Origin of the sequence: Staphylococcus microti, from assembly GCF_000934465.1 — a bacterium.
Classification (GTDB): Bacteria; Bacillota; Bacilli; order Staphylococcales; family Staphylococcaceae; genus Staphylococcus; species Staphylococcus microti.
Genome location: NZ_JXWY01000028.1, coordinates 15,304 through 38,387 on the forward strand (window position 1 = coordinate 15,304; position 23,084 = coordinate 38,387).

General features: G+C 31.7%; 18 protein-coding genes, 1 pseudogene and 1 CRISPR repeat array. Of the genes and pseudogenes, 17 read left to right on the forward strand and 2 right to left on the reverse strand.

All coding sequences use genetic code 11. From position 1 onward, the window contains the following. Nucleotides 1-90 precede the first annotated feature (90 nt). Nucleotides 91-1,128 (reverse strand): S66 family peptidase, encoded by a 1,038-nt coding sequence (locus TP70_RS03615; RefSeq protein WP_044359374.1) that lies wholly within the window; start codon nucleotides 1,126-1,128, stop codon nucleotides 91-93. 365 nt (nucleotides 1,129-1,493) lie between these two features. On the opposite strand from TP70_RS03615, the gene TP70_RS03620 reads away from it, so the two are divergent. Then, the gene (locus TP70_RS03620; RefSeq protein ID WP_044359375.1) at nucleotides 1,494-1,802 is read left to right on the forward strand and encodes a nucleotide pyrophosphohydrolase; all 309 of its coding nucleotides are present in this window, start codon (nucleotides 1,494-1,496) and stop codon (nucleotides 1,800-1,802) included. Nucleotides 1,803-1,868: 66 nt separating this feature from the next. Here the strand turns inward: TP70_RS03620 and TP70_RS03625 are convergent, their stop codons facing one another. Continuing rightward, nucleotides 1,869-3,620, reverse strand: a complete 1,752-nt coding sequence (locus tag TP70_RS03625) for a DUF2075 domain-containing protein (protein WP_044359376.1) — start codon at nucleotides 3,618-3,620, stop codon at nucleotides 1,869-1,871. A 464-nt stretch (nucleotides 3,621-4,084) separates the two neighbouring features. Further along, nucleotides 4,085-5,047: a CRISPR direct-repeat array (repeat unit 36 nt; unit sequence AATAGAGAAGAACCCCATCAAATAGGGGACGAGAAC). A gap of 373 nt (nucleotides 5,048-5,420) precedes the next feature. Here TP70_RS03625 and cas1 point away from each other — a divergent pair. From cas1 to TP70_RS13040, 16 genes and pseudogenes are all read left to right on the forward strand, one after another. Next, nucleotides 5,421-6,329: a type II CRISPR-associated endonuclease Cas1 gene (gene cas1, locus TP70_RS03630; RefSeq protein WP_044359377.1), complete on the forward strand. Its 909-nt coding sequence runs from the start codon at nucleotides 5,421-5,423 to the stop codon at nucleotides 6,327-6,329. Next, nucleotides 6,329-6,634, forward strand: a complete 306-nt coding sequence (gene cas2 / locus TP70_RS03635; RefSeq protein ID WP_044359378.1) for a CRISPR-associated endonuclease Cas2 — start codon at nucleotides 6,329-6,331, stop codon at nucleotides 6,632-6,634. The genes cas1 and cas2 overlap by 1 nt, the downstream gene beginning before the upstream one ends. A gap of 12 nt (nucleotides 6,635-6,646) precedes the next feature. After that, entirely contained in the window at nucleotides 6,647-8,923 is a 2,277-nt protein-coding gene (cas10, locus tag TP70_RS03640) for a type III-A CRISPR-associated protein Cas10/Csm1 (protein WP_044359379.1), read from the forward strand. Continuing rightward, complete coding sequence (csm2, locus tag TP70_RS03645; protein ID WP_044359380.1) at nucleotides 8,923-9,336, forward strand: type III-A CRISPR-associated protein Csm2; 414 nt, start codon at nucleotides 8,923-8,925, stop codon at nucleotides 9,334-9,336. Before cas10 ends, csm2 begins: the two co-directional genes overlap by 1 nt. A gap of 1 nt (nucleotide 9,337) precedes the next feature. Continuing rightward, entirely contained in the window at nucleotides 9,338-9,982 is a 645-nt protein-coding gene (csm3, locus tag TP70_RS03650; protein WP_044359381.1) for a type III-A CRISPR-associated RAMP protein Csm3, read from the forward strand. A gap of 8 nt (nucleotides 9,983-9,990) precedes the next feature. Further along, a complete protein-coding gene (gene csm4 / locus TP70_RS03655) occupies nucleotides 9,991-10,899 on the forward strand; it encodes a type III-A CRISPR-associated RAMP protein Csm4 (RefSeq protein WP_044359382.1) in 909 nt (302 codons plus the stop codon). Nucleotides 10,900-10,904: 5 nt separating this feature from the next. Continuing rightward, on the forward strand, nucleotides 10,905-11,918 hold the full coding sequence (csm5, locus tag TP70_RS03660; RefSeq protein WP_044359383.1) for a type III-A CRISPR-associated RAMP protein Csm5: 1,014 nt from the start codon (nucleotides 10,905-10,907) through the stop codon (nucleotides 11,916-11,918). 5 nt (nucleotides 11,919-11,923) lie between these two features. Beyond that, nucleotides 11,924-13,183, forward strand: a complete 1,260-nt coding sequence (gene csm6, locus TP70_RS03665; protein ID WP_044359384.1) for a type III-A CRISPR-associated CARF protein Csm6 — start codon at nucleotides 11,924-11,926, stop codon at nucleotides 13,181-13,183. After that, nucleotides 13,180-13,947, forward strand: coding sequence for a CRISPR-associated endoribonuclease Cas6 (gene cas6, locus TP70_RS03670; protein WP_044359385.1), 768 nt, complete (start codon nucleotides 13,180-13,182; stop codon nucleotides 13,945-13,947). Before csm6 ends, cas6 begins: the two co-directional genes overlap by 4 nt. A 19-nt stretch (nucleotides 13,948-13,966) precedes the next feature. Further along, the gene (locus TP70_RS03675; RefSeq protein ID WP_044359386.1) at nucleotides 13,967-14,206 is read left to right on the forward strand and encodes a hypothetical protein; all 240 of its coding nucleotides are present in this window, start codon (nucleotides 13,967-13,969) and stop codon (nucleotides 14,204-14,206) included. 260 nt (nucleotides 14,207-14,466) lie between these two features. Beyond that, nucleotides 14,467-15,051: a hypothetical protein gene (locus TP70_RS03680; protein WP_044359387.1), complete on the forward strand. Its 585-nt coding sequence runs from the start codon at nucleotides 14,467-14,469 to the stop codon at nucleotides 15,049-15,051. Between the two features lie 25 nt (nucleotides 15,052-15,076). Then, nucleotides 15,077-16,186, forward strand: a complete 1,110-nt coding sequence (locus tag TP70_RS03685) for a hypothetical protein (RefSeq protein WP_044359388.1) — start codon at nucleotides 15,077-15,079, stop codon at nucleotides 16,184-16,186. A 499-nt stretch (nucleotides 16,187-16,685) separates the two neighbouring features. Beyond that, on the forward strand, nucleotides 16,686-18,149 hold the full coding sequence (locus TP70_RS03690; protein ID WP_044359389.1) for a Sau3AI family type II restriction endonuclease: 1,464 nt from the start codon (nucleotides 16,686-16,688) through the stop codon (nucleotides 18,147-18,149). Nucleotides 18,150-18,272: 123 nt separating this feature from the next. Continuing rightward, complete coding sequence (gene dcm, locus TP70_RS03695; RefSeq protein WP_044359390.1) at nucleotides 18,273-19,511, forward strand: DNA (cytosine-5-)-methyltransferase; 1,239 nt, start codon at nucleotides 18,273-18,275, stop codon at nucleotides 19,509-19,511. Nucleotides 19,512-20,052: 541 nt separating this feature from the next. Continuing rightward, nucleotides 20,053-20,508 carry a hypothetical protein gene (locus TP70_RS03700; RefSeq protein ID WP_044359391.1) on the forward strand — a complete coding sequence of 152 codons (456 nt, stop codon included), beginning with the start codon at nucleotides 20,053-20,055 and terminating at the stop codon, nucleotides 20,506-20,508. Nucleotides 20,509-21,462: 954 nt separating this feature from the next. After that, a pseudogene (locus TP70_RS13040) lies at nucleotides 21,463-22,559 on the forward strand (IS30 family transposase). Nucleotides 22,560-23,084 lie beyond the last annotated feature (525 nt).

Below are 23,084 nucleotides of genomic sequence, written 5' to 3' on the forward strand. Positions count from 1 at the left end.
GGGCTTCAATTGTAGTGTTTAAAAGAATATAGAAAACATAAAACAGCATGTTATGTACAAGATGTATTGTACACGGCATGCTGTTTGTTTTTATTGGCAAGCACTGTCTAGAATCGTAAATGTTTTATTAGTGGTATCAAGTTCAGCTGTTGCCCCATATGGAATGATACATTTTGGTTCATTATGACCAAAGCTGGCGTTATAGAAAACGGGTAAGTCATGTAAGTTGAAGTCTTCTAACATCGCTTGCCACGTGCGTTTGTATGCTTCATAGTGTTCGCCATTTTGTGGTTTGCCAATGATAATACCATTAATGTTAGTTAAAATATGTGATGTTGCGAGAAATTCAATAAATGCAGCTAATAATGGGACGGAAAGTGGTTCCTCTGAATTTTCAAGAAATAAAATTTTGTCTTTAAAGGTGTCAGCGTTAGGGAAGACATGAGTATCTTTCAATTTATTTAAACTTTCAATACAGCCACCCAATAGTTGCCCTGTTGCTATTCCATGTCCATTGATGACTTCGTAGTCGTGGTTGTCCACTTTTGGTCGTGGTGTGTGGTGCGTGTTTTCATTCCATAGTAAGCCAAATTCATGATAATACGGCGAAGTTGGAATAGTGCCAAGTGGTTCATTTTGAAATAATGTTTTGCGAATCCAATGCGTCGTGTAGGCATCCATTTCAACATTTTCTGCAAAGTCAGTGAGTATTGCAGGGCCGTAAAAGGAAGCAATGCCATGTTGATATAAGAATAAATGGAGTGATGTTGCATCAGAATAACCCATAAAGATTTTCGGGTTGTTTTGGATGATGTCGGTATCCAAGTACTCTGTTACTCTAATTGAGTCGTTACCACCGATAAAAGTGATAATGGCTTTAACTTCTGGATCTGCAAATGCGTTATTCAAATCTTCAGCGCGCTTTTGTGGATGTTTTTGTACAAAATCCAACCCTTTCAATGCATGCGGCATCACTTTCACTTTGAGTTGGAAATCTTGTTCTAAACGTTGAATAGCTGTTGTCACACGGTGTGCTATCTCGTCTTCTCCAGCAAGCCCAGAAGACGGAGAGACAAGTGCCACAGTATCCCCAGGTTTTAATGCCAGTGGTTTACGTAGATGAGTCATAAAAAGCCCCCTTTGTTATTGAAGTTTTGAGTATTAAAAGAATAACATAAAAATAGAATTCTGAAAATTGTAAAAACAAAACCTCAATATTTATCACTGACGCATAAGTATAAAGAGTAGAGAGATAATAACAATCGTAACGAATGTATACACAAGAAAAGCAATATCTGAGATACCAAGTAGTCTAAGAATCATTGCGCCGAGCAATAAAGTGAGTATTATGGAGCCGGTTATGAGTTTTTCACGCATTGTTGCACCTCCTCGATAAGATTTATTAAAAAGGTAACATACAATGAAGATAATTCGGTGTGTTATGATAAAAATGAAGAATTACTATTAAATTAATGAGAAAAGAGGCTTTCAAAATGGCTGGAAATAGTATGGACAAAATCAATGAATTTAGAGATGCACGCAACTGGAGACCATTTCATAATGAGAAAGATTTAGCTTTATCAATTAGTATTGAAGCGGCTGAATTACTTGAACTATTTCAGTGGAAAAATCATGAAGAAGTCGTTCAAAATAATAGAGAACGTCTTGAAGAAGAATTGGCAGATGTTTTGATTTATAGTTACATGATGGCAGATAATCTAGGTTTTGATATTGATGACATTATCGCAAAGAAACTTGTTAAAAATAACGAAAAGTATCCTGTACCTGAGAGTGGAGAATAAAGAAGAAAGAGCCCTGAATCTTAAATTAAAAAGTTCAGTGCTCTTTAGCAATTATTCGAAAGTGAGTTAGTTAATTTCAAGTGTTTCTTCTAAATAATTCATAAAAGCTTCGTTCTTCCAGAAACCAAGTCTAATACCATCAATACCTCTTGTTAAAAGGACGTAGTAAATATTTAAAACAAACAGTGTAAATTCAAAATCTGTTTCTGGTGTTCTATCATTCATAGGAAACACGCCGTTTACGTTATGGAAGTTTGATATTTCGGCGTATAGTTTACCGTTATCATCAATTTGTAAGTCATTCCCTATTAAGACACCAACTTTATTTAAATCAATACCTTGTACCGCAAACACAGAGCCGATTTGATCTTCGGCATCGACGTCTTTAATGTTAACCCAGTTTTCTTGAGTAGAGTTCCATCTTCGTTTGATATCGCCTTCATGCCAATGTGTAATTGAAGGATCTTTACCATCAGAAATTTTCCATTTTTCAACCAGACCACCAAGAATACGGTTAATATGGTCAGGATTATAATTTCTGTCTTCTTCAATCCAATCAACTAAACTATGAAGAGGTTGCTCTTTGAAGTAACCGAAGTAAGCATCGTCACTTGTGTCTTTAAACACATCACGATCAAAGTTAGGATTAAAGCTTGTTTTATTTAATAGGCCAGTATCTTTATAGAGTAAGTACTTTATGCCGTTAATGTAATCATCAGATGTATAACTTTTCCCTTCAGGTGCTTGTATTCTAAATTGTGTCGTTAAATACTTGTATTCATAGTCTTTGGTTGCTTCAGCAAATTGATTTCTTGTGATATTAGCTGGTCTAATTGCTTGTAATACATCATACATTAAGATAATTTTGGCACCAATTTTTTGAATACACTCTAAATGATGTGCACAATTAATAAAATCACCTTTATATACAGTGTTAAATGAATTATCTTGTTTTGGATACTTTCGAGATATCTTATGGGACTCATCAACGATTACCACATCAAACTTATTAGGTTGAGTGGAATATTTATTTATTAATTGTGTTGAGGAAAGGATGCTTAAGTTACTATTACTCAATCCAAAAACTTTAAATATTTCTTTGGCAGTATCTCTCCAATTTGGTTGGACAACTACAGCGATTCTTTTATTAGTCTCATTTAATAGTCGGGCAACTGTATGTGTTAATAAGACAGTCTTGCCTGTTCCAGCATCTCCGTTAATAACATAACTTTGATTAGGATTATCTATTATTTCTTGAATTAATTCGTTTTGTTCATTACTTAAAACTTTGATTGGACTATATTTGACTAACGACTTTGTGCGTAACTCCTCTATACTTGGTGTTTTAACCCAATCGGGATATAAAACATCTTCCCAGAATGGCAATAGCACTTCTGATTCGACATTCTCTTTTTCTTTGTAGGCATTAACATAGTTGCCATTAGTTAAATTGATAACATGACTTTCATCAAAATCTATGTACCTCTTTTTTGATGATTTTTTGTCTTCCAAAAAGTATGTGATTAATTGACTTTCAACATCATCCAGTGCTGATAAATTAAAGTATTTTGAAGTCAAAATCATCACTTTGTTAAATTCAGAGTTATTAAACTTCTTTTTAGTCCCATTATAGTGTTGTTTATGACGTTCACTAAAGTGCTTCGTTTGACCAATGTAAATTTTTTTAGTCTTATCACTTTTATAAATGTAAATAACATTTTTTTCGTCCAGCGCATTACGCTGATTACGATTTAACGAATCCATGTTTAAAATCTGCTTCTTATCAATTTCTAATTCAAAACAACTATAACTTGCCATCATGATGCTCCTCTCTATATATAAGCATTTAATAGAATATGGTAGTTTATAATGAAATTATACAACTAAATCACTAAATATGTTAATCATCAAAAATTTTTAGTGTTTATATTAATAGAGAAGTGGTTGAATCTAGACGAATTACATCAGTGAATCTGTGGATTTATGGGTATTTATAGCTAGGGTCTTAAAATATTTGAGAAAGTTATGAGTCAATGGACATAGGCAGAACAGTTCGAATGACATATAGAAGGATTCTATTATTTTCATTAATTATCAGTTATAATACTAGAGATAATAAGTTTTAGTGATTTCTTTATATTTAAAGTGAATTAACGAGAAATCACTCTATTATTTGCCCATATTCAAGACAAATAGTAGAATAACTGAGAGCAATTGGCCGTTAATTAAGACAATGAATAATGGCCTGAAGCATTGAAACTATAGGATTAGTAGTATTATCAAATAGAGAAGAACCCCATCAAATAGGGGACGAGAACAAATTTTGTCAAAGAAATGGAAAAGGAAATTCTAAAAATAGAGAAGAACCCCATCAAATAGGGGACGAGAACCATTTCTTCTAAAAAGATATTTTTAAGTCATGGCCTAGAATAGAGAAGAACCCCATCAAATAGGGGACGAGAACTCCTATACTTTAAACTTAAAAACAAAACTGTAAATAGAGAAGAACCCCATCAAATAGGGGACGAGAACAATAATATGAATAACATTATAGATAGTATTTTAGAATAGAGAAGAACCCCATCAAATAGGGGACGAGAACTGTAAAAAGAATGTTTCTGTTGAATTTAGTAAATAATAGAGAAGAACCCCATCAAATAGGGGACGAGAACACGTTTGTTTTTTAATTGCTTTTGATATTCTTTATTAATAGAGAAGAACCCCATCAAATAGGGGACGAGAACTATCTTATGAAATTATTTATTCAATAGCTTTATATGAATAGAGAAGAACCCCATCAAATAGGGGACGAGAACCGATTTTTCCGCCGTCTTTATAAATGAACCAAACATAATAGAGAAGAACCCCATCAAATAGGGGACGAGAACTTTAAGTTGGTTGTTTTTCATTCAAAAACTTGTTGAATAGAGAAGACCCCCATCAAAAAGGGGACGAGAACTCATAATTAATGAAATCGAGTGGATTTATTACATAATAGAGAAGAACCCCATCAAATAGGGGACGAGAACTCTGATAAATTCAAGAAATGCTGTTTTTGGATCTTGTTAATAGAGAAGAACCCCATCAAATAGGGGACGAGAACTAATTAGATGGTTTAATATAATCTAAAGAAAGCCACAATAGAGAAGACCCCCATCAAAAAGGGGACGAGAACCCGAATCCCATTAATAAAAAGTTGTCTAGTCGATAATAGAGAAGAACCCCATCAAATAGGGGACGAGAACTCGAACATTGGTTCCATCGAGTCGCCATTGACTTGTAAATAGAGAAGGGGCTGGGACATAAGGAAAATCATCCTAAATAATTAGGGAAAAAGCACTAATTGGCAGTAGGTGTCTGAAGTGAAAATATGTTTAAAAAACTTTTTATACTTCTAGTCACCCTTGCTGGGGCGAGACGACGAAAGCTTTTTGTAACAATAAGCTTTCTGTCCCGCTCCCTAAGACATCTTTAAACCTTCTAATACCATGTTTTGTATTGAATCAGATGATACAGAGAGGAAAATGTTAACAGTGATTAAAAAACGCTTCCAAAAAGTTTGGATATTTTATAAAATAAAGGGGTAGATTGCTTTAATAGGGTGAATGGAGGAAATGAATGAAAGATATTCTTTACGTTGAGCATCCATATTTTGTTACTGCTAAAGAGGATAGTGTGAAATTTAAAAATATAAGAGATAAGTCTCTTAAATATTTTTTGTTCAGTGAAATAGAAGCAATAATATTTGATTATTCTAATTGCTATCTGTCTCAGTCGTTAGTAATTAAATGCATAGAACATAAGATTCCTATTATATTTTGTGATGAAAAGCATTCACCACTCACAGAGATAAACATGAACTTTAGGTCTAAGGTTCGTTTGAATCGAATTTCCTTACAATTGCAGATGCTTAGTAAAACTAAAGATAGAATCTGGAAAAAAGTTGTGATGAAAAAGATACTAAATCAGGCTAAATGTTTAGAAAATAACCTTGTTTTTTCTAGTAAAGTCAAAGAGTTAACAGCTATCGCTAAAGAAGTTTCACCTGGCGATCGTAACAATAGAGAGGCATTAGCGGCTCGCATTTATTTTCAGTCACTGTATGGGAATAAATTTAAAAGAGGCAGATATGATGATTTAACGAATGCTGGTTTGAATTATGGTTATGCGATTATTAGAGCTTTTATTAAGAATGAATTAGCTTATCATGGATTTGAAATGAGTATGGGTATTAAACATTATTCCATGGAGAATCCTTTTAATTTGTCTGATGATATTATAGAAGCCTATAGACCTTTTGTTGATAATAGAGTTTATGAAATTGTTAACGACAAAAAGACTGAATATTTTGGAAGCGAAGAGAAAAAGAAATTATTGGAAGTCATTCATGACAAATGTATCATTGATAATAAGGTAGTTCATTTATTAGATAGTATAAAAATTACAGTACAATCACTCATCCAATGTTATGAAAAAAATAGCCCAACGCCCTTAAAGCTTCCTCAAATGATTGGGGTGGAAAGTTAATGCACCTTCTTGTGGCATTTGACCTTTCAAGAGAAACTAAAATGGATAGACGTAAGGCAAGTAAGTATCGACATCAATTGTTAGAATTAGGCTTTAGTATGAAACAATATAGTTTGTACGAACGACAAATTAAAAGTGGTTATAAACGTGAGAAAATTATAGAGATACTAAAAAAAGAGTTGCCAGATAACGGTGTTATTACAGTTTATTTTTTACCGGATGAGGTGAATAAACATCAAATAACAATCTTAGGGAAGCATGTCGACCCTGTTATTCAAAGAGAGCCACGTATTGTATTTTTATAAAAGGAGGAAAATATGGATAAGAAAACAACATTAATGTACGGTTCACTGTTACATGATATAGGGAAAATTGTTTATAGAAGTAATGATCACAGCTTTTCAAAAGGGACGCATTCAAAGTTAGGAGCAGAATTTTTAAAGCAGTTCAAAGAGTTTAATGACAATGAAATATTAGAAAGTGTACAATATCACCATTACAAAGAATTGAAAAATGCCAAAATTGCTAATAATAGTAATGCTTATATTACATATATCGCCGATAATATTGCGAGTGGTATAGACAGAAGGGACCTTATTGAAGAAGGAGAAGAGTCTCAAAATGAACATAAACTGATGTTTGATAAGTTTACACCATTGTACAGTATATTTAATGTTGTAAACCGTAATAAAGATAACACATCTGAGTGGAAACTCTCTTTTGATAATAATAAACATATTTCCTATCCAACCGAAGCAAATATTCGATACAAACCAAGTGATTATAATGAACTGATGAATGATATGACCTTTGATATTAATCAAAAATTAAAAGTTAATCATTCATTCTTCCCATCCATTTTACAATGGACAGAAAGTTTATGGCAGTTTGTGCCGAGTTCTACGAATAGAAATCAACTGGTAGATATTTCATTATATGACCACAGTCGTATTACATGCGCATTGGCTTCTAATATATATGATTATCTTGAAGAAAATAATATTACAGATTATAAAAAAGTATTATTTTCAAGTTATGAAGCTACAAAGAAATTTTATCAAGAGCAGGCTTTTATCTTATTAAGTATGGATATGAGTGGTATCCAAGAATTTATATATAACATTAGTGGTAGCAAAGCATTAAAAAGTTTAAGGTCCAGAAGTTTTTATTTGGAACTAATGTTGGAAGTAATTGTCGACCAATTTTTAGATATAGTCGGTTTAAGTAGAGCGAACCTTTTATACACTGGAGGAGGGCATGCCTACTTATTACTGCCAAATACTGAGAAGCTAAGAACAGAGATATCAAGTTTTAATAAGCAACTAAAGTCTTGGTTTATGAAGGAATTCACTACAGATTTATCTGTTTCTATGGCTTATGAACCTTGTAGTGGTGAAGACTTAATGAATACAAACGGTACCTATCAAGACATATGGCGAAACTTGAGCTTGAAATTATCAGATAGTAAGTCTCATAAATATACGGCAGAAGATATTTTGAAGTTTAATAAAACGACTTCTGATGGGGAAAGAGAATGTAAAGAATGTTTGAGAAGTGATACAAAGATTAATGATGATGGATTATGTTCTATTTGTGAAGGTATTATCAATATTTCCAATGATTTAAGGGATAAATCATTTTTTGTACTGTCGAATAAAGGTGTGTTAAAAATGCCTTTTGAGAAAAAGTTATCGGTGATTGATTATACAGCAGTAGAAAATCTCGCTTCTAAAGCGACAGATATTCAAATCTATAGTAAAAATCAACCTCATGTTGGTGTGGGAGTATCCAGAAACATATGGATGTGTGACTATGATTATGCTAGTGCACATCAAGAAACTAAAAATAAAGGGATTAGCAGTTATGTTGATAGGATGGAAGGTATTCATCGACTAGGTGTATTACGTGCGGATATTGATAATTTAGGGAATACGTTCATTCATGGGATTCCAAAAGAATACAATTCTATCTCACGAACTGCCACGCTATCTCGACAATTATCTTTGTTTTTCAAGTATGAATTGAACAATATTTTAGAGGGTCTTAAAATAACTTCCATATACTCTGGTGGAGATGATTTGTTTTTAATTGGATCTTGGGACGATATTGTAACGGCCAGTATCAAAATAAGAGAACGCTTTAATGATTTCACTTTAGGAAGGTTAACAATTTCAGCAGGCATTGGTATCTTTCATGACAAGTATCCGATTTCAAAAATGGCTTTTGAAACAGGGGAATTGGAAAGTTTTGCGAAAGTGGGAGATAAAAACCAAGTGGCCTTATGGGTAGAAGACAAGGTTTATAGTTGGAAAGAATTGAGCGAAGACATCTTACAAGAAAAACTACAAATTGTGCAATTTGCATTTGAAAATTCCGACGAACACGGAAAGGCATTCTTATATAAGATCATTATGCTATTGCGAGATAATGATGCTATCAATATTGCTCGATTAGCATATTTGTTGGCGAGAAGTAAAATTTCAGATGAATACACATCACAAATCTTCCAATGGGCACAAGATGAAAATGAAAAACAACAATTGATAACAGCAATTGAGTACTATATATATCAAACAAGGGAGGCTGACATATAGTGAAGTTAGCAAAAACAACAAGTGGAAAAACCGTTGACCTTAAATTTGCACAAAAAGTTGTGGAAGCAAATGCAAAACCGACTAAGTATGGAAAGCATGAGATATTTGGAGGATTAACAACAAGCAAGTTAAGAGGACTGTTAGAGAATGTTAACCGATTACATACGATTGTGTTTAACGTTGCAGGGGATGAGTTATCAGCAGATTTTATTGATGAGTTAGAATATTTAAAAGTTAAATTTTATTATGAAGCTGGTCGTGAAAAAACCGTTGATACATTTTTATCTAAAACATTTATGATTCAAATTATTGATAAAGTTATTGAAAAAAGGTCTAAAAAGTACTTCTTAGACTATTGTAAATATTTCGAGGCTTTAGTTGCATACGCAAAGTATTATCAAAAGGAGGATTAATATGTATTCAAAAATTAAAATATCAGGACAAATCCAAGTGATTACAGGTTTACATATTGGTGGGGGTGGTGAAAGTAGTATGATTGGTGCTATTGATTCACCAGTTGTAAGAGATCCTCAAACAAGACTACCAATTATCCCTGGAAGTTCAATTAAGGGAAAAATGCGCTGGTTATTAGCGAAAAAACATGGTCTCGATATAAATGCTACAGGTCCAAATGATGATTCAGATGAGATTTTAAGATTATTTGGTTCAAGTAATAAAGGTAATATTAAGCGGGCAAGACTACAGATATCAGATGCATTCTATTCTGAGAACACGAAGCAGCAGTTTGAAAGCAAAGATATTGCATTTACTGAAACGAAATTTGAAAACACAATTAATAGACTAACAGCAGTAGCAAACCCTAGACAAATTGAAAGGGTAACACGTGGATCTGAGTTTGACTTCACATTTATTTATAATGTGGAAAATTCTGAAGAAGTAGACCGGGATTTTCAGAACATTAGAGAAGCTATATTGCTACTCGAAAGTGATTACCTTGGTGGCGGTGGAACAAGAGGAAACGGTCGCATTTCATTTGAGAATATATCTGTTGAAACAGTAATTGGTGATTTTGACAGTTCTAATCTAGAAATAAAGTAGGTGAAAATATGGATACAGCGGTATTCAAGTTGAATTTTAAGACACCTGTTCACTTTGGAAATAAGCGATTATCAGATGGAGAAATGACGATAGCAGCTGACACCTTATTTAGTGCACTGTTCATAGAATGCCTCCAACTTAATATTAATACTGATTGGTTAATGAACGAATTAGTTATTAGTGACACATTTCCATATGAAAATGAAATTTACTATTTACCCAAACCACTTATACGGGTGCGATCGAATGAGTCTTCAAGCTATAAAGAATTTAAAAAATTAAAATATGTACCTACGTACCATTATAAAGAGTATATGGATGGTAAGTTAACAGATGATGATGCAAAAGATTTAAATGAAATATTTAATGTTGGTCGCTACATGCTTCAAACAAAAGTATCATTGATAAATCAAATGAACGATTCAAGTGAAGATAGTGAGCCTTTTTCTGTAGGGACGTTTACATTTGAAGAAGATGCAGGATTATATTTTATTGCACGAGGTACTGAGAACGCTATATGTCAACTAAATAAAGTATTAATGTCTTTACAATATTCAGGCTTGGGTGGTAAACGTTCTGCTGGATATGGAAGATTTGAAGTAATACTTTCTGATAATCAAGAAATCTTAGAGCTAATGAATAGTAAGGGCGATACAAAAATATTACTGTCTATGGCTATGGCAAAAGAGAGTGAAATTGAAAGTAGTTGTCAAGGTGCAAGATATATATTATCTAAACGATCAGGCTTTATTCAATCTCCAACTTATTCAGAGAACTTGTTGAAAAAAAGAGGTTTTTATAGTTTTACACCAGGTTCAGCATTCATTAATAAATTTGATGGAGATATTTTTGATGTAGGTGTTCAAGGGAGTCATCCTGTTTATCGTTATGCGAAGCCATTATGGTTGGAGGTGTAAGTAAAATGATAAAAACGTATGGTGTTGTCATTAAAACAATAGGACCGGTTCATATAGGGTGTGGTGAAACACTAAAAAAACAAGACTATATTTATGACTACCATGAAAGTACAGTCCATTATGTTGATGGTCCTAAATTAATAAAGTATTTAAAGAATAAAGGGGTATTAGATAAATATCTTTCTTTTATGCGCAAACCACCAAAAGGACACCCTAGGGAGGCGGAGTTAAAAACATTTTTAAATAGTGTGAAAATCTCTAAGCAAGATTGGAGTCATTTTATTGACTTTTCTATTCCAGTTAACCAAGGTAAAAAAAATAGTAGTAACAAAAGCAAACCTTTAAATGATATTACTCTTATGATTCGAGATGGACAAAAAAGTGTGTACATTCCTGGAAGTACCCTTAAAGGGGCTATTAAAACAGCGTTGTTAGCTATTCAAAATAATGCGGATGATAAACGTTTATATAGCAAGTTAAAAGTGAGTGATTCCTTACCTATTGAAAATTCTTCATTAGCAATATACGAAAAAATAGATGTGAATAAAACTGATAAACCTATGCCGCTTTATAGAGAATGTATTGACATTGGCACGGAAATAAATACAACAATAACTATTGAAGACGATGCGTTTTCTATTAAAGAGATAGAAGATGCGATTAAATATTTCTTTGATAATTATCAGAAAAAATGGTTGGATGGTTTTACTCATTCAGCTATTGCACGTAAAGTACTAAAAGAAACTATGCCAAATAAGAATAATATTGTTTACTTAGGCGGTGGCCCAGGTTTTGTAAGTAAAACATTACAGTATCAGCTATATAGTATTGATAAAGCAAAGGAAGAAATTTTTAATGTTTTGAGTAGAAGATTTAAATGGTCATATGGGAAGTTTAAGTCTATACCTAAAAACGTACCCATAGCATTAAAAGTAACGCATAATCAAAAAGAACAAAAGTGGTATCAACAAGGGATGTGTGAAATATCTTTTTATCAAACTGAAAAAGAAAAGGAATGAAGTAGATGGTAGTGCTATTTAGTCCAGTAGGGAATTCTGATCCATGGAGAAGTGGTCGAGATGGTGCCATGTTGCATATAGTTAGGCACTTCAAACCCAAAAAAGTCGTTCTATTTTTCACTGAAACTTTATGGCTAGGGAAAAGTGAATTTAAAGGTCATAAAGAATATGAGTGGGAAGAGATTATTCAACAAGTATCAGTAGACACTGAAGTTGAAGTAATTGTGGATACAATAGAACATCCACAAGACTTTGATGTTTATAAAGAAAAGTTTCATGAGTATATAAAATCATTAGGGGATGAATATCCTGAAGATGAAATATTGTTGAATGTAACAAGTGGAACGCCACAAATGGAGGCAACATTATGTTTGGAGTATGTTGTTTATCCTCATCGTAAAAAATGTATTCAAGTTTCTACGCCTGAAAATTGGAGTAATGCTAATTTAAGTCATTCTACACCTAAGGAAGAGCTAGACGCGGTTAACATTGAGACGGTTAATCTTAATGAAGAAGCCCATGAACCGCGCTATAAAGAAATAGAAATTATCAGCTTTAGAGAAGCGATGGTAAAATCTCAAATATTAGGTTTAATTGCTAATTATGATTATGAAGGTGCATTATCACTGATTCAGCAACAAGAAGTCTTTAAAAATAAAGATATATTGTTGGAGTTGTTAACTGAAATAACAAGCAGTATAAAGAAACATAGTGTTTTCAAAGATATCTCTGAAAAATATAGTAACGATGACTTGAGAAAGCTGTTGTTTCACTATCTGATTCTAAAGTTGAAGTTTGATAGGGGCGATATTGCAGAGGTTTTAATTCGTGTTAAGTCTATAGCTGAATATATTGCGGAATATTATATAAATACTAAATACCCAGATGTGATCGTTTACAATTACGATAGGCCACAGTTAAATCAAAAAAGTAGTTTTCGTGTGAAATATGAAGTGTATCTTAATTCAATCAACAAAAAGTTAAGAAAATTTGATACATTGGGCCTTCCAGCATATATTGATATACTTGCATGTATTGAAGGAAACTCAAGTGTGAGTAATAAGCTAAATGATGTCATGAAGATTAATAAGCACCGCAATTCTGTCGCACATAAACTAGATACTATAAATATAAATAACAATAATCAAATTAGAAAAGCTGTTAAAGCTATTGAAAAATTGATAATTGATATATTTAAAGAGGTAGATATTCGAGACTTCGAATATGTAAAACAGGCAAATGACAAAATTAGGGAGTTTATATGATTAGAAAATTGCAGATTGAGTTAAAATTACCCCAAAACATACAGCATAAATTTTTGGGTAGTGTACTACATGGTGCTTTAATGGATTATTTACCGAATGAAATGACAGAATACTTACATCACAGCTTCGCATACAGTCCTTTAAAACAAAGAGTGTTTCTTATTGATGATAAAGTAGTCTGGGAAATAGTAAGTATGAATCAGGATCTAAGTACGCAACTTCTAAAATTATTTAGTGAGAACACATATATCTATTTAAAACAATATGACTTTCACTTGAGCATTGAAAAATTTGATGTACAAAATATTGATGTCACAGAATTGATGAATAACAAGCTAAGTGATGAAGACTTATCTAGGTATATTAAATTGAAAATTGTAACGCCTATGTCCTATAAATCTAACAACAAATATGCAATTTCACCTGAAATAAAAATGTTTTTTCGAAGTATTATGATTCAATTCGATAGTTTTTTCAGTGATTACCAAATGTATGATAAAGAAACTTTAGATTTCATAGTCGACAATGTATTTATAGTGGACTATAGAATGAAAAGTACAAGATTTCATTTGGAAAAAGTAAAAATTCCATCCTTTATGGGTGAGTTAACTATAAAGGTCAACGGGCCATCTCCATTTTTGAAATTACTACATTTTTTAGTTGCCTTTGGTGAATTGTCAGGTGTTGGTATTAAGACGAGCCTAGGAATGGGAAAATATCATATTATATCGAGTGAACCTAGAAAAGCCAAATCACTCAGCTAATGTTTTGAAAGGGTCTACAATGAAAAATTTAGGTGAATGTATCAGCTATACAGATGACTTGAATTATACTGTGTATGACAAAACAATAGATGAATTAGGTACTAGATTCAATATTGCTAAAGATAGTGAAATTGAAGAAGTGTTAGCCATTATGAAAAGAAATAACCTTGAAGATAATGGTATTGAGTTTATAAATATTTACGACCATTTTGTTGCCAAAGAATTGACTGAAGAACAGGTACACAAAATGGATATGTAAATGTTGGGAATAAAGATTAGTTTCAATGTGGATGGTGGGATGACTATATAAAGAACGGTGCAGAATTTGATATATATTATTGTATTTATGCTCCCATATAGTATATAGATAGACTTTTTATGAATCGTTACTTCCCGTTATCGTATTGTGAACTGCTTATCAGTAAAATTTGTAGTTCGAATATATAAAGAAATCGAGATACTGTGAGAGTAGTTTTGAAAAAAGCAAATATAGTATCCGTTTAGAAAGTTGGTTTTAGCATGAACTTTAGATTTTTCTTTTTTATAGGTGTATCTTCTATATTAATATTTTTAACAATTTTAGTTGGTTTAGAAGAACTAAAAACAATCCCGCCTATAGTTATAATTATAGGGACAATTACAATATTGATGATGAATATATTGTATCCAGTAATTAAAATTTTTAATCAACTAAAAAGTACAATTAAACGTACAATTAATAGAGAAGATGTAAAAGGAAAATGTTTTGTTTTATCTTTTAATAGAGAAGATGTAAAAGGAAAATGTTTTGTTTTATCTTTTAATAGAGAAGATGTAAAAGGAAAATGTTTTGTTTTATCTTTGGTACTATCTTTTATTCTTGCTATACTTTTTTCAATATTTTTCAAGGACATTAGTCTGCTTGATAAGTATATGAAAAACGGACTTATATGGGGGGTAAATACTTCAATATTACTTTTAAATATTGCTATATTAGAAATAAATAATAGTTGTTTAAAAAGGGAAGAGGAGTATCAAAGAAGCGAAAAGGAGTTACTTGAAAAGTATAGAGATAAAGAAACTATAAGAATATTAAAGGCAGCTCAAAATAAACAAAAAAAATAATCAAATAGTAAGTGGGAGGAAAATTATGAAAGATAAGATTAGAGTAGAAATTAGTGGAGAAAAGAAAAACCTATATAGCAGTCGTCAAATAACTCAAATAATTGATGCAATCAGTGAAAAACATTACAAAAATGAATTGGTTCATGAAATAATCGCTTTAAATAATATTAAGAATATAGTTATTATGGACGAATCTGCAAAAATAAATCACAAGTATAAGGATATTGATGATGAACCCTTTATTATTGATTCAAAATCATTACTCAGTATTTATCATAAAGGTAAACTTAGTTCGATTATTGTGGATATTAACCTTATGTTGATGTCAGAAACGTTTAAGATATTTAGAGAACTTTATCAAAATTATAATGAGCACAACGAAAAGATGTCTATTCAAATAAAAGAAGAGATGCTGTTTAATCTTTATAGTATTATACGAACAAGGCGTTTTACCAGCAATGAACTTGATGAATTTCTTCAGAAGTATACGTCTTATACTCCAAGAAAAATAAAATCTATAAAAAATAAATTGAATAAAACAGTTAATTTATACAAAAAACATAAGGCATATAAATACGTTTATTATATTGGTTCTAATAAAGATGAATATAGGGATGTAATAAAATTAGAAAATGAATTTTCCGAGAGCTTCAGGAGACTTTCCAAACCAATATTATATGTGCAGTTTGACGATAATAGATGGAAAATGTTGGGTGTAAAAATGATTAAAGAAGAACATTTCCAACATTCGAACTCACAATTTTTAGATATAAATACAATAAAGCAAGAGAGTCCGTTATTTATAGCTATATCTGTGTCAGCTTTATTTTTACCAGTTTTAATAGAATTGTCAATTGCTTTGTGTGATTACAGAGTTAAAAAGAAAAACTATCAAGAAAATGTTAATAAATTAAGTGATATAATCCAGATAACGGAAAAAAATTATGATAATCCGGATTTAACATTTTTAGAAATACAAAATCTTGAGCGTGAAACAGATAAAAAGATAAATGAACTTCCTAACGAATTAAAAAGTAAGATAAGGGATATAAAAAAAGAATTGATAGAAGGCAATAATTATGCTTTTAAAGAAAATGATATAAGTATTGATTATGTAAATATAGATGAAAAATAATTACTAGCAATATATGTGCTAGTACCACATAAATTGATTCTGGAAAAATTAATGATATTAAAGTTCAAAAAGCAAAGACCTAAATTAAGGTAGCAATTACCCATTTTCTGACTTTTTTCATTTTGTTTTTCTAAGAATCTAACCCAAACTTATAGGTAGGGATGGTGTCACTGATTCTTCTAGTTTAAATAATGTAAGTACTTGTATAAAGGTGATTTGAATAATCTAGTGGTTTGTAAAAGTTTCTTTTTATTGTTTGTCTTCGGCTTAATCATAGTATTAAGACAATACGCAATTATAGTGATGTACACTTGATGGGTTACATCTGTTTGAGAGAGTTTATAATATCTGATATTGTTTAATGTAAAAGACCTAATTTAAAAACCTATTTAAATGTATGCTTATGTAAATGGGAGATGTTATTTGTGAGTATATAAATTTGCTTAAAAATGACACACTTTGAAAAGATTAAAGTATTTAAGATGAGGACGTGGAGTGTTTGGTTACATATCGAACGAAAGAAGAAGTTCATAATAGAGCAAGAGAGGCTGTAGGGCTAACAATTAAAGAAATAAATGGTGGTTATTCTTTAAAAGGAACTAAAAATTCTGTAGGTGATGCTTTTGAAAGCTGGTTTGGAGTGCAGAAAAATAGTGACCGTAGACCTGATTTAGTTGAAGCAGGAGTTGAACTGAAAGCAACGCCAATATACAAAATTAAATCTGGTGAGTATAGATCTAAAGAACGTTTAGTTTTAAATATTATTAATTATGAAGAAATGTTACATGAGAATTTTGAGACAAGTAACTTTTTAAAGAAAAATAAAGCTATTCAACTTGGCTTTTATGAGTATATCAAGAATGTACCGAGAGATGATTGGCCACTTGTAGAAACGGTACTATTTGAATTGTTAAATAATCCCGTGGATTTAGAAATTATAAGAAATGATTGGGAAACGATTCATGGATTTATAGAAGCTGGTAAAGCACATGAGTTGAGCGAAAGGCACACGACATATTTATCGGCTTGTACAAAAGGTAAAAGTGCATCGTCTATGAGAACACAACCAAATTCAGATATCCCTGCAAAGCAAAGAGCATTATCTTTTAAAACTGGATATATGAGTGCAATTTTAAATGACTATGTTTTAGGAGATAAAAAAGTTGATTCGATAATTAAAGATACTTTTACTTTGAAAGAAAATTCACTTGAAAAAACAATTGAAGATGCATTTAAGCCCTTTATTGGTTGGACTATTGATGAGTTAGTGAATCATTTTGGAATTGAAAAAAGAGATAAAAGTATTAATTATAGGATTGCAATGGGGATATTGAATTTGAATGGGAAAAATGAAAAAACAACGTCATTTCCAAAAGTAGAAGAATTTGAGAAGGCATGTATACAATTAAAGACAGTAAAGTTTAATAAAAATAATGTGAACAAAGAAAGTATGTCATTCCCATCTTTTTCATTTTCTGAAATTGCTGAAGAAACATGGTTTGATGATGAAGGAATGCCAAGTGCAGATTGGCATGTATTCTTGTTGGAGACAAAATTTTTATTCTTTGTTGTTAAAAATGATGGTGACAAAGATATCTTTAAAGGTATCAAGTTTTTCAGTATGCCTGAAAGTGATATAGAAGGACCAGTGTATGATGTTTGGCAAGACACCGTAGATAAAATTAGAAATGGTGTAGAACTTACTGGAACATATACTAAAAGTGGTCAATTGAGAATAAAAAATAATTTCATTAAAAAATCTGATCGTATGATATGTCATGTACGTCCACATGAATCTAAAAGTGACTATAGTGAAAAGGGTAAGCATGCTGATAAATTACCAAAACCTATAAAATGGACGAATAAACCAGATGACAGTAATTACTCTGATTGTTGGATGACAAAACAATGCTTCTGGATTAACAATGATTACATTAAGAAACAAGTACAAGACCTTCTCTAGAGGGTCTTGTTTAATGTTATTGGAGTAATATAGCCAAAAATATTTAAATATGAGCACTTAATATAGAACGATCGTTCGCATTGTGGTATAATCGATAACAATTAAACTATGAGGAGAATTAACATGGAAAGAATTAAAGTTGCTGAGTTGTTTGCAGGTGTCGGTGGATTTAGACTTGGATTAGAGAATACAAACAACAAAGTTTTCGAGGTAACATGGGCTAACCAATGGGAGCCCTCTCGAAAAGTACAACATGCATTTGAATGCTATAACCATCATTTTACAACAGGCCAGCATGTTAATGTTGATATAACTAAAGTAACAGACAAAGAGATGGCTGATACAAATGTAGATATGATTGTTGGTGGCTTTCCATGTCAAGATTATTCGGTGGCAAGAAGCTTAAGTGGTGAACTAGGGATACAAGGCAAAAAAGGTGTTTTATTCTGGCAAATTGTTAGATTTATTCAAAACACATTCCCTAAATTTATTTTATTAGAAAACGTAGACAGATTGTTAAAATCTCCTTCCAGTCAAAGAGGAAGAGATTTTTCAGTAATGATATCCACACTAAATGAATTGGGCTATGATGTTGAATGGAGAGTTATCAATGCGGCAGATTACGGTAATAGCCAACGACGACGAAGAGTATTCATATTTGCGTACAAAAGAGATCTTTCATATGGAGAATTAATGAAAGATAAAGACTTAGAAAACATCATTTATGAAAGTGGATTGTATGCACAAGCATTTCCAATTGAAAAAGTGCCTAATAAAAATAGAGTGTCGTATACTAAAATCCCTAGAGATATAGTAGAAGTTTCAGACGATTTCAGTTTTACTTATTTTAATTCTGGCATAATGAGAAATGGAGAAGTTTGTACTATTGATACAATACCAATTATTGAAAAGCCGACGCCATTAAAAGCAATTTTGGAAACTAATGTAGACGAAAAGTATTTTCTAAATGAAGCACAAGTTGAAAAATTTAAATACTTAAGAGGACCAAAAAAAATAAAAAGAATTTCTAAAACAGGTCACGAATATTATTTTTCTGAAGGTGGTATGTCTGAAACGGACTCCTTAGATTTGCCAGCTAGAACGATGTTGACAAGTGAAGGTTCCATAAATAGAAGCACGCATGTGATTAATGATAATGGTAAATATCGTATTTTAACTCCGATTGAAGCAGAAAGACTTAATAGTTTTCCAGATAATTGGACAAACACAATGAACGATAGAATGCGATATTTTTGCATGGGTAATGCTTTGGTCATTCCCCTGGTTACAAGAATTGCAAATCAAATTGAGCAGATAAATGATACATTTGAAGATTCATATTTACAGTTAGAGCTATTTTAACAAATAAAATTGTTATTCGAATATTGATAAAAGTGCGTATAATGGAGTTTATAGATGTATTAAAAAGAAGGCATTGAATTTTCGATAATTCTAATTTTTGTATATTCAATATTATGTGTTATATCAATAATTGTTTGCGATATGATTAACTTAAAAATTTTAGCATTTTTTCATCTAATGAAGTTATGTGAATAGGTGGCTCATGTTCGTGAATTTTAAGGTTATTCTTTCGGCGGCTGATTTGTCGTGTGTGTCCCCTGTGTTTTATCAGTAATTGTTTAAATTATAGATTCTAGTTCATGAGCAATGGTTTGAATAGTTAAAACTGTTTAGTGCCTCAATTTGCATATATTATTCATAACCCAAGAGTTTTACTTTAGGTTTTTGTCATATTATAAAATGAGTATGCATTATGTGAGTTCAATTCTTTATTGATTTGTTGTGGTAACCCAAATAATAATACGAAATTCACGTGTTGCATTACTATGTATAATTTGTAGATTTTTTATGAAAATCACCTTTTCTAGGAAGGAATGAATATATGAGTCAAAAAAATAATATGGATTCTAGTTTGGTGGGATATAGTATAGTAACGTTTTTCATTATTTTCGGTATCTTGATGCAAATAAAATTAGACAATTTTTGGGAAGTAATTGGAATCATTTTAGTTTTCATAGGATTATTGTTTTTATCTATACAATTAAGTCAAGACAACTATACAGAATTTTCGTTTCCTATTTTAGGTATTGCATTTATATGGCCAGCTATTTTTGTAATAGAGAACCAAAATTTTATTGTAGTTCTGCTATTTATACTCTTAGTATCGATATCAACTGTATTTTTTATTGTTGGCCTTTTATATACTTTGAAAGTAAAAAAAGGAAATAATACAGACAATATAACCCCTAATCTATTAAGTATTTTTGTTAAAATATTAGATGTATTAGGGATAATATTTTCAATATTTGAACTGTTAGAGAAAGCGGATTTACTCTAAGGAAAAGTGTGTAAAAAATTATTTGATGAAGGTAATTCTATAAGAAGTTTAAATTTATTGAAATTATAGAGACATATGCGCTTTTTATTTTGAAAAAAGCAAACACCAGAATGAAAAGAGGAATCAAAATACTAATAGTACAAATTTTAAAAGTATGGGTTTTAACCCCATTATTGTTAACATTTATTTTCAATATACCTAATTTCGCATGTTTCTTTTATGAAAAATGCTTGTGTAAACTAAAAATAGCTAAATTTTCAAGCAATATACCTTCTCGCAATAAAATAATGATATACCTTTTTCTTTATTCTATACTTTTATTGATTGCTTTTTTTACTGGATTCTATCCAGAGCTAGATTCTGTAAATGATAAACAATCTGGTTACCTATATGGCATGTATTTTATGACCTTTATTATGATGTATACGGTGCAGTATTTGATTTCGAGATTTTCTAACAAACCATTTCTTAGTAATAAATCATTTAGAATAATCATATATTCTTTAGCTACGCTTATTAGTATTTTAACATATGGTATTACACCTATATTAAGTACAAAAGACATAGAAGTTCACTTATTTATTTGGAATAACACCTTAACAACACTTATTATCATAGATGTATTGGTTCACTTAATTTTCCCGAGATATTCTGACTAAATAATATATTTTGAAATTTGAAAGCTTCTATAGTGGAAAGTTAATTAGAAGTAATTATTATTCTTTGGATTATAATCACAACTAAGGCGAAATAGTGCTCTTAGTTTGGTGTACAATTTATTGTGGTTGAACAATTTTGGAATAACATCGTTTTTGATTGAATTTCAAGTACTCCTTATCGAATTATTTTGGTGGATTTTATAATCAACTTAGCCACCTATAAATAAAAAACGCCACGTGAATTTCATGTTATTATTGAGGTTACCACACCAAATCAATAAAGGACTGAATTCACATGACGCATACTTATTCTAACACGACAAATCGTAAAGGAACACACTTAAGTTATGAAAAACGTGTTCAAATTGAAACACTTAAAAACTTAGGCTTTTCAAATCGTGCAATCGCCCGTGAATTAGGACGTGCATCTCAAACAATTCATAATGAAATTCACAGAGGTACAGCACGTCAAATTAAACGACAAAAAACTCAACATAAAGTCTATGAATATGAGCCACAAATATACTTTTCTTCATTAGGAGAAAAACGTTATCGTCAAAATAGACAACAATGTGGCGCTCGCCCATTGTGGAAGAAGAATCCAACATTTATTCCATGGGCAGACCATCTTATGAAGAAGAAACATTGGTCTCCTGAGGCGCAGTAGTGGCATATGCACATAAGCAACAGTGTTTTGAAAAGGAAGAAATTCCATCAACAACGACAATGTATGCTTGGATAGATCAACAAATCATGGAAACTAAGAACATCGATTTACTAGAAAAGTTAAAAAGACGTCACTCTACTAGAAATAGTTATTATAGTCGTCCTCATCATCGTGTACTTGGTCCAAGTATTGAGACACGTCCCAGAGAGATAGAATCACGTGAATCTTTTGGTCACTGGAAAATTGACACTGTAATAGGTACAAAAGACAAAACGAAACCCGTTATTTTAACACTTGTTGAGAGATAAACACGATTTGAGATATTAGAAATCATAGGTAGTAAAAGTGCTGATGCGGTATGCAATGCATTGAAAAACTTGTTTAATTCCTTGGGGGAAAAAGCACCCAAAATCTTTAAATCTATAACGTCTGATAACGGTTCAGAATTCGCATCGCTCTACGAAGAGTTTAGCCATATGACGAATATATACTTCACACATCCATTCTCATCATATGAACGTGGAACAAGTGAAAACCAACATAAAATGATTCGTCGTTTTATTCCAAAAGCACATGATTTGTCTGACGTTTCGACAACGCTTATAAAAAGCATACAACAATATATGAACGACTATCCCAGAAAGAAATTGAACTACAGTACAGCGCACCATCAAATGGCAGAATGTTTAAAGCAACTTAATCTATATAAGCATTTCCAAAGCTAAATACTTAGCTTTGGTTACCTGTTGTGCGCCCGGCATGGGTAATAACTTGACGGTGAAAGTCCGTTACAGGCTTGGTAGTAGGAACTGTTAGCGAAAGACAAGGGTGTCCATCGTGAGGTGGAATCTGAAGGAAGTCGGACGCAAACACTCGCGCTGACGAACAGAAATATCATATTAAGGCTATGTAGAATGGACGAGTCTGCCTAACACGATAAAGTCCGATACTACCCGAGTTCTATATAGTAAATGATGCAGTGATGTGAGTGGAAAGTGATTACTCTTACTCGGGGAGGTCTCATCAGCGACAGAAATGCCGTAGTAACAACGAATGATGAGAAGTCAGCAGAGGTCATAGTAGGTAGAAATACTGAAGGACTGAACAATATTCATACAAGGTAAAGAATGGAGGTTATAGATTTACGACGTACAGAAAACGGTAGATACCGGCAGCTTATAGAGAGATAAGTAGTGGAACGAAAAAGGGTATATAAGTGTGTACAGTAAATCTTAGGTGAAATGAAAGAA

What these genes read in the sequence shown, in the direction of transcription:
- TP70_RS03615 (WP_044359374.1), bottom strand. Translation starts at nt 1,128, where the DNA reads ATGACTCATCTACGTAAACCACTGGCATTAAAACCTGGGGATACTGTG.
- TP70_RS03620 (WP_044359375.1), top strand. Translation starts at nt 1,494, where the DNA reads ATGGCTGGAAATAGTATGGACAAAATCAATGAATTTAGAGATGCACGC.
- TP70_RS03625 (WP_044359376.1), bottom strand. Translation starts at nt 3,620, where the DNA reads ATGGCAAGTTATAGTTGTTTTGAATTAGAAATTGATAAGAAGCAGATT.
- cas1 (WP_044359377.1), top strand. Translation starts at nt 5,421, where the DNA reads ATGAAAGATATTCTTTACGTTGAGCATCCATATTTTGTTACTGCTAAA.
- cas2 (WP_044359378.1), top strand. Translation starts at nt 6,329, where the DNA reads ATGCACCTTCTTGTGGCATTTGACCTTTCAAGAGAAACTAAAATGGAT.
- cas10 (WP_044359379.1), top strand. Translation starts at nt 6,647, where the DNA reads ATGGATAAGAAAACAACATTAATGTACGGTTCACTGTTACATGATATA.
- csm3 (WP_044359381.1), top strand. Translation starts at nt 9,338, where the DNA reads ATGTATTCAAAAATTAAAATATCAGGACAAATCCAAGTGATTACAGGT.
- csm4 (WP_044359382.1), top strand. Translation starts at nt 9,991, where the DNA reads ATGGATACAGCGGTATTCAAGTTGAATTTTAAGACACCTGTTCACTTT.
- csm5 (WP_044359383.1), top strand. Translation starts at nt 10,905, where the DNA reads ATGATAAAAACGTATGGTGTTGTCATTAAAACAATAGGACCGGTTCAT.
- csm6 (WP_044359384.1), top strand. Translation starts at nt 11,924, where the DNA reads ATGGTAGTGCTATTTAGTCCAGTAGGGAATTCTGATCCATGGAGAAGT.
- cas6 (WP_044359385.1), top strand. Translation starts at nt 13,180, where the DNA reads ATGATTAGAAAATTGCAGATTGAGTTAAAATTACCCCAAAACATACAG.
- TP70_RS03675 (WP_044359386.1), top strand. Translation starts at nt 13,967, where the DNA reads ATGAAAAATTTAGGTGAATGTATCAGCTATACAGATGACTTGAATTAT.
- TP70_RS03680 (WP_044359387.1), top strand. Translation starts at nt 14,467, where the DNA reads ATGAACTTTAGATTTTTCTTTTTTATAGGTGTATCTTCTATATTAATA.
- TP70_RS03685 (WP_044359388.1), top strand. Translation starts at nt 15,077, where the DNA reads ATGAAAGATAAGATTAGAGTAGAAATTAGTGGAGAAAAGAAAAACCTA.
- dcm (WP_044359390.1), top strand. Translation starts at nt 18,273, where the DNA reads ATGGAAAGAATTAAAGTTGCTGAGTTGTTTGCAGGTGTCGGTGGATTT.
- TP70_RS03700 (WP_044359391.1), top strand. Translation starts at nt 20,053, where the DNA reads ATGAGTCAAAAAAATAATATGGATTCTAGTTTGGTGGGATATAGTATA.